The sequence below is a fragment of the Streptomyces sp. AB3(2024) genome, from assembly GCF_041862025.1.
Taxonomy (GTDB): domain Bacteria; phylum Actinomycetota; class Actinomycetes; order Streptomycetales; family Streptomycetaceae; genus Streptomyces.
The window spans coordinates 1-6,553 of record NZ_JBGWAB010000234.1 but is presented as its reverse complement, the minus strand read 5'-3'; the positions used below and the strand labels follow the sequence as shown (position 1 = coordinate 6,553).

General features: G+C 75.6%; 4 protein-coding genes. 1 reads left to right on the top strand and 3 read right to left on the bottom strand.

Annotated elements, in window-relative coordinates; genetic code table 11:
• Positions 1–258: 258 nt before the first annotated feature.
• Entirely contained in the window at positions 259–1,731 is a 1,473-nt protein-coding gene (locus ACEPPI_RS39380) for a multicopper oxidase family protein (RefSeq protein ID WP_373920061.1), read from the bottom strand.
• A gap of 349 nt (positions 1,732–2,080) precedes the next feature.
• Between ACEPPI_RS39380 and ACEPPI_RS39375 the strand changes: the two genes are divergently transcribed.
• On the top strand, positions 2,081–3,964 hold the full coding sequence (locus tag ACEPPI_RS39375; protein WP_373920060.1) for a hypothetical protein: 1,884 nt from the start codon (positions 2,081–2,083) through the stop codon (positions 3,962–3,964).
• Here the strand turns inward: ACEPPI_RS39375 and ACEPPI_RS39370 are convergent.
• Positions 3,912–5,162, bottom strand: coding sequence for an anhydro-N-acetylmuramic acid kinase (locus ACEPPI_RS39370; RefSeq protein WP_373920059.1), 1,251 nt, complete (start codon positions 5,160–5,162; stop codon positions 3,912–3,914). The two genes, ACEPPI_RS39375 and ACEPPI_RS39370, sit on opposite strands and share 53 nt — an antisense overlap.
• On the bottom strand, positions 5,159–6,553 hold a 1,395-nt coding region (locus ACEPPI_RS39365), incomplete at its 5' end, for an MFS transporter (RefSeq protein ID WP_373920058.1). The genes ACEPPI_RS39370 and ACEPPI_RS39365, both read right to left, overlap by 4 nt.

Sequence of the window (6,553 nt, the reverse complement as noted above, 5' to 3'; positions counted from 1 at the left end):
CCCGCGGGGGCCGTGTCCGCGCCGGTGGGGTCGGGGCCGACCGGGCCGGTGGCCGGCGGGCGGCCGACCAGCGCCGCCAGCGCTCCCGCCGAGCCCGCCCGTAGAACCGTCCTGCGCGCCACCCGCACCCCGACCACCCGTCCCGTGTCCGTCGTCCGTCCGACTGCCCGCCAGGCAGCCAAACGATCAAGACCGGGTCCGGCAACGGCCTCGCCCCGGCGGGCCGTACGTCCGCCGGGGCGAGGGGCCCGTGGTGCGTCAGGAGATGCGCATGTTCGCCATCATGCCCATGGCCCCGTGGTCGAACAGGTGGCAGTGGTAGACGTAGGTGCCACGGTAGCCGGTGAAGGTGGCCTGGAGCTTCACCGTTTCGCCCGGCTTGAGCGGGACGGTGTCCTTCAGGCCCGTCTCGGAGCCGGCGGTGACCGGCTGCCCGTTCCGCTCCAGCACCCTGAACTGCACGAGGTGCATGTGGAAGTTGTGCGGGGCGAACTGGTTGGAGTTCTTCACGGTCCAGATCTCGGTGGCACCGTAGGCGATCTCGGTGTCGATCCGGTCCATGTCGTACGTCTTGCCGTTGATGTACGCCTGGCTGCCGGGGCTGCCGGTCTCGTCCATCTTCATGTCGAAGCTGCGGTTGACGCTCGCGGCGGGCAGCGGCGGGAGGGTGCGCAGGGTGTCCGGGACGACGCTGTCGTCCCGCGCGGTGCGGGTGACCCGGAACTGGATCACCTTGCCGACCACGTCGGCCGATTCGAAGGGGGCGACGTCCTTGTTGACCAGTTCGATGGTGGTCCCGACCGGGTAGCGGGAGAAGTCGATGACGACGTCGGCGCGCTCGCCCGGACTGATCGCGACGGTGTCGGTGCGGTGCGGGGCGGGGAGCAGGCCGCCGTCCGTGCCGATCTGGACGATCTCGGAGCCGTCGGCGAGGCGGAGGGCGAAGAACCGCTGGTTGGCCGTGTTGGTGAGGCGGAAGCGGTACTTGCGGGCCGCGACCTCGAAGTACGGCCAGGCCCTGCCGTTGGCGAGGATGACGTTGCGGTGCTTGAAGTCGCCCATCTCGTAGATGAGTTCGCCGTTCTGCGCGAAGCGGGCGTCGCGCAGTGAGACCGGGACGTCGTAGGCGCCGGAGGGCAGGCGCAGGCGGCGCTCGATGTCGTCGGTGAGGACGTAGGTGCCCGTCATGCCCCGGAAGACGTTCTCCGACTCCATGTGGTGGGCGTGGTCGTGGAACCACAGGTTCGCGTGCGGCTGTGTGTTGGGGTACGTGTACGTCTTGGTGCCGCCGTCCGGCTCGATCAGGTCCATCGGCGAGCCGTCGCTGTCCTGCGGCACGTGGGCCCCGTGCAGGTGGATCGAGGTGGGGACGGAGAGGGAGTTGGTCTGGCGGACCACGACCCGGCGGCCGGACTCGGCCTTGATGACGGGGCCGGGGAAGGATCCGTTGAAGGTGCGCAGCCGGGTGGTCAGGCCGGGCACGATCTCCTTCGAAGCCTCCTTCAGGTTCATCCGGTAGTAGCTGGTGGTGCTCGTCGTCAGGTACGGCTGGAGGACGGGGGCGAGCGGCATGCTCCGGGTGAACTTGGCTATGCCCGCGGCGTCGAGCTCGGCCGCGGGGGCGGGGGGCTCGGTGGCGACCGCGTTCACGACCGGCAGCAGCATCCCGCCCGTGCCGACGATGCTGGTGGCGGCCACGCCTGCCCTGAGTGCGGTCCGTCGAGTGATCACTGTTCCCCCGTGGGTGGTTGCCCGGCGGCTCGCGGCCGCGCGGCCGGCCGCGTGGGTACGCGGTTGTGGACGCGGGAAGCTTGTTCGATCACGGTTGTGCCGCGCTCGTGCGGCCGTGGGGCCACCGACCTGTTCCGCTGGAGCCGCGGAATGCGGGCCGGGCGGACCGGGTACGGGGTCCGGGCCGCGGACCGTTGGGCCGTTCGGGCGACAGTGCGGGTGTCCTGCGCGGCAGGAGCGGTAGCGTCCACGCCGTGGCGCCCCGGCCGGGTCATATTGACTGAACGGCGCGCCGAGTGCGCGACGCGACCTGCTTCATGACGCTTCATCACTGTGGAGGCCATGCGTGATGCGTATCCGGTCCGTTCTGGTGGCCACCGCCCTGCTGGCGACCCTGTCGCCCGCCGCGTACGGGCGGCCCGCCACGGGCGGGCCCCTCTCCTTCGACGGGCAACCGGCTCACGACGTGGCCCTGTACGGGATCGAGGGGTCCGGGACGACGGGGCACGCGGGGGCCCAGGAGTTCGTCTCCGACGGCTCCCGGCTGACGCGGGTGAGCCTGTACCTGAGCAGCCGTGCCGGGACGGGGACGGTGGACGTACAGGTCCGCGGCGTCCGCGACGACCCCGCCTCCGCGGTGGCGTCCGCCCGGGTCGACCTCGCGGGGCTGGGCGGACCGGGCGCCGGCTGGGTGGAGGTCCCGCTGGAGGCCGTGCTGCGGCCGGGCGCCACGTACTACCTCTTCGCTCAGGCCGCCACGGCCGGGGGGCGGCCGGTCGTCTGGCACGGCACCCGCGCGGAGTCGCCGGGCGCTCCGGCCGCCTCGCGGTACGACGAGGAGCTGGGCGGCTGGCAGGAGGACGGGGGGCGACTCGCGTTCTACGTGAACCCCGAGGGCGGCGAGCGGTGCGGGGAGACCGAGGCCTGCTTCGTACCGGACACGATGCGACGCGCGCGGACCGCCGGGCTGCTCACCGACGGAAAGGCGGTGGAGGCCGTCGACCCGGCCTTCGCGGTCGGCGCCCACTACGTGGAGGGCAGCAACGTGCTGGCGCTGCCGTCGGGCCGGTGGCGCTACCTCCCGTCGGGTGCGGCGACGTCGCGCGTCGTGGCGGCGGACGACCCGGGCGCCCTGGCCCAGATCGCCGAGTCCCGGCGCTGGCTGGCCTCCGGCGTGGTCCCGGGTTCGGCCGGCGCGCGGCGGGCGGGCGCGGAGCGGGCGCTGCTGTCGATGCGGGCGCTGCTGCGTCCCAACGGGGCCTTCGCGGCGGCCTGGTCGCCCTTCTGGGACTTCTCCTGGCCGCGTGACTCGGCCTTCGCCGCGGCCGCCTTCGCGCACACCGGCCATGACGAGGAGGCGTACCGGATCCTGCGGTACAACGCGGCCACGCAGCGGGCGGACGGCACCTGGGAGGCCCGCACCCGCCTGGACGGCTCCGGGCCGCCCGACACCCGGACCTGGCAGCTCGACGCCAACGGCTGGGTGCCCTGGGCCACCTGGCAGTGGTACCGGGCGGCACCGGCGGCGGACCGCGACGAGCGGCTGCGCGCGCTCTACCCGGCGATCTCCAGGGCCGCCGACCACACGTCCGGGTCCCTGGACGCGGAGGGGCTGCCGCCGGCCTCCCCCGACTACTGGGAACTGCCCACCGACACCGCCAACATCGGTACGGCCGCTCCCCTGCTGGCGGGGCTGAACGCCGCGGCCGACCTGGCGGCCGGCCTCGGTCGGGAGGAGGACGCGCGGCGGTGGGCTCAGGCCGCGGGGCGGCTGGAGGCGGGGATCGCGAAGCGGTTCGCGCCGCTCGGCTACCCGCGCACCGTCGACGGGCTCCACGGCCGCGACAGCGCCGCCGCGTTCATGGCTCCACCCTTCAACACCGCTCCCGCCGCTCTGCCCGCCGCCCTCGACGACACCTACCGGGCCCTGCTGCGCCCCAACGGCGGTCTGGTCCCGGGGAACGACCCCGACGCGCCGTGGGGGAACGTCTCCTGGACGGCGAGCACGTCCTTCTTCGCGCTGGCCTGGTCGACCACGGGCCGGCGGGACAAGGGCGGCGCGGTGCTGGACTGGGTGCTGTCGCGGCGCAACCTGCTCGGCGAGCTGCCCGAGACGGTGGACGAGCAGGGCCTGCCGAAGGCCGTGGTGCCGCTGGGCTGGACGGACGCGCTGGTGCTGCTCACCCTCCTGCAGCAGGACGGCATGACGCTGCCGACCCCGCCGCGGCGCTGACGGCACGGCCGCCGCTCGCGCGCCGGTCCCCGATGGTGAGTGCGCCCGGCGGGCGGGTGGCTGCGGGCGGGAGCGTCAGGGGGCGGCGGCCGGGGGTCAGGGACCCGAGGACGCGAGGGCCGCGGGCCCCGGTGCAGTCGGGTGCGTTGCCGGGGAGGCCGTGGACGGTGAGGAAGCCGAGGACGGCGAAGGCGTACGCCTCCTTCGCGGCGGCGGGCAGACCGAGCGCGTCCGAGGTGAGCAGGGCGGTGCCCGGGGGCAGTTCCGCGCGCAGGGCCGCCATCAGGGCGGGGTTGCGGGTGCCGCCGCCGGAGGCGATGACCTCGGTGGCGCCCAGGGGCCGCAGGGCGTCGGCGACGGTCCGGGCGGTGAGCCGGGTGAGGGTGGCGAGGACGTCCTGCGGCGGGAGGCCGGGGCAGGGGGCCAGGGCGGCGCGCAGGTGGCCGGGGTGGAAGAGCTCCTTGCCGGTGGTCTTGGGGGCGGGCAGCCGGTAGTACGGCTCGTCGAGGAGCCGGCGCAGCAGGGGCGCGTGGACCCGGCCGGCGGCGGCGAGGGCGCCGTCCGCGTCGTGGTCGAGCCGCCCGGCGGTGAGTTCGCGTACGGCGGCGTCGAGGAGGGCGTTGCCGGGGCCGGTGTCGAAGGCCACGGGCGGGCCGGCCGGCGGGAGGACGGTGAGGTTGGCGATCCCGCCGATGTTCAGGGCGGCGGGGACGCCGGGACGGCCGCGCAGCAGCATCAGGTCGACGAGGGCGACCAGCGGGGCGCCCTGGCCGCCGGCGGCGACGTCGCGGGGCCGGAAGTCGCTGACGACGGGGCAGCCGGTGGCCTCGGCGATCCAGGCCGGGCTGCCGATCTGCAGGGTGCCGTGCACCCGGCCGGCGTCCGCCCAGTGGAAGACGGTCTGCCCGTGCGAGGCCATCAGCTCGGCGCGTCCGGCGCACAGTTCGCGGTCGGCGCGGACGGCCAGCGCGGCGAAGGCCTGTCCGATGCGGGTGTCGAGGCGGCACACGTCGGCCAGGGTGGTGGGGGCGGGCGGCAGGGCGGCGGCGAGGGCGGCCCGCAGGGTGTCCTCGTAGGGGGCGCTGACCATGCCGAGCGGGACCAGGCGCAGGGTGCCGCCCGCGTCGAGGGCGATGTCTGCGGCGGCGGCGTCGACGGCGTCGCACGAGGTGCCGGACATCAGGCCGACGACCCTCACCGCAGCGGTCCCCGGTGGTCGTCGCCGCGCAGGCCGGCCAGGGCGAGGGCGCTGAGGGCGCAGAGGCCGCCGGCGTAGTAGGCCGGGACGTCGGGGTCGCCCGTGGCGGCGGTCAGAGCGGTGACGATCAGGCCCGCGCAGCCGGAGAAGACGGCGTTGGCGAGGGCGTGGGCGAGTCCGAGCCCGGTGCAGCGCACGGCGGAGGGGAACATCTCGGCGAGCATGGCGGGGCCGGGGCCGGCGAGCAGCCCGACCGTGGCGCCCGCGGCGAGCAGGGCGGCCGCCTTGGCGGGCGCGGCGGCGGCCGGGTCCCGCAGGAGGTGCAGGAGCGGGAGCGCGCACAGGGCCACGGCGAGGGCGCCGCCGAGCATGACGGGGCGGCGGCCGACGCGGTCGCTGAGCCGGCCGGCGGGGAGGATCGAGGCGGCGAAGCCGAGGTTGGCGAGGGTGGTGGCGATCAGTGCCTCCCGGAAGGACGCGCCGAGGGTGGACTGGAGGTAGGACGGGAGGACGACGAGGAAGGTGTACCCGGCCGCCGACCAGCCCATGATCCGCCCGACGCCGAGCACCACGGCCCGCGCCGTGCCGATGCCCGGGGCGGGTGCGGGGTCCGGGGCGGGTACGGGTTCCGGGGCGGGTACGGGTTCCGGGGCGGGTACGGGTTCCCGAGTACGTACGGGTTCCCGTGCGCGTACGGGTTCGGCGGCGGGGGTGCGGGGTTCGGGGAGGGCGGTGCGCAGGGCGAGGGCGGTCAGGCCGAGCGGGAGGGCCAGCAGGAACGGGATCCGCCAGCCCCACCCGGACAGGGCAGCCGGGGGGAGCAGCGAGGCCGTCAGGGCGGTGGCCGCGGCTCCGGCGAGCAGGCCGAGGGCGACGGTGAAGGACTGCCAGGCCCCGTACCGGCCGCGCCTGCCCGGGGGCGCGTGCTCGGTCATCAGGGCCACCGCGCCGCCGAACTCCCCGCCGGCGCACAGGCCTTGTACCGCGCGCAGCAGGACGAGCAGCCAGGGGGCGACGGCGCCCGCCGTCGCCCGGTCGGGGAGCAGACCGATCAGGGTGGTGGCGAGGGTCATCAGGGCGATCACGAGGACCAGCGCGGGGCGGCGCCCGGCCCGGTCGGCGAGGCGGCCGAAGAGGAAGGCCCCGGCGGGCCGGAAGAAGAAGGCCACGGCGAAGGAGGCGTAGGCGGCCAGGAGCGGGGCGGCCGGGTCCGTGCCCGCCGTGCCCGGGGTGAAGAAGCGGTCAGCGATGACGGTGGCGAAGCAGCCGTACACGCCGAACTCGTACCACTCGACGAAGTTCCCGGCCGCTCCGGCCAGCAGCGCCCGGCGCGGCGGGACGGCCCGGCCGGTGGGCCCGGTGGCGGGGGGAGCGGCGGGCGGGCCGGGCGC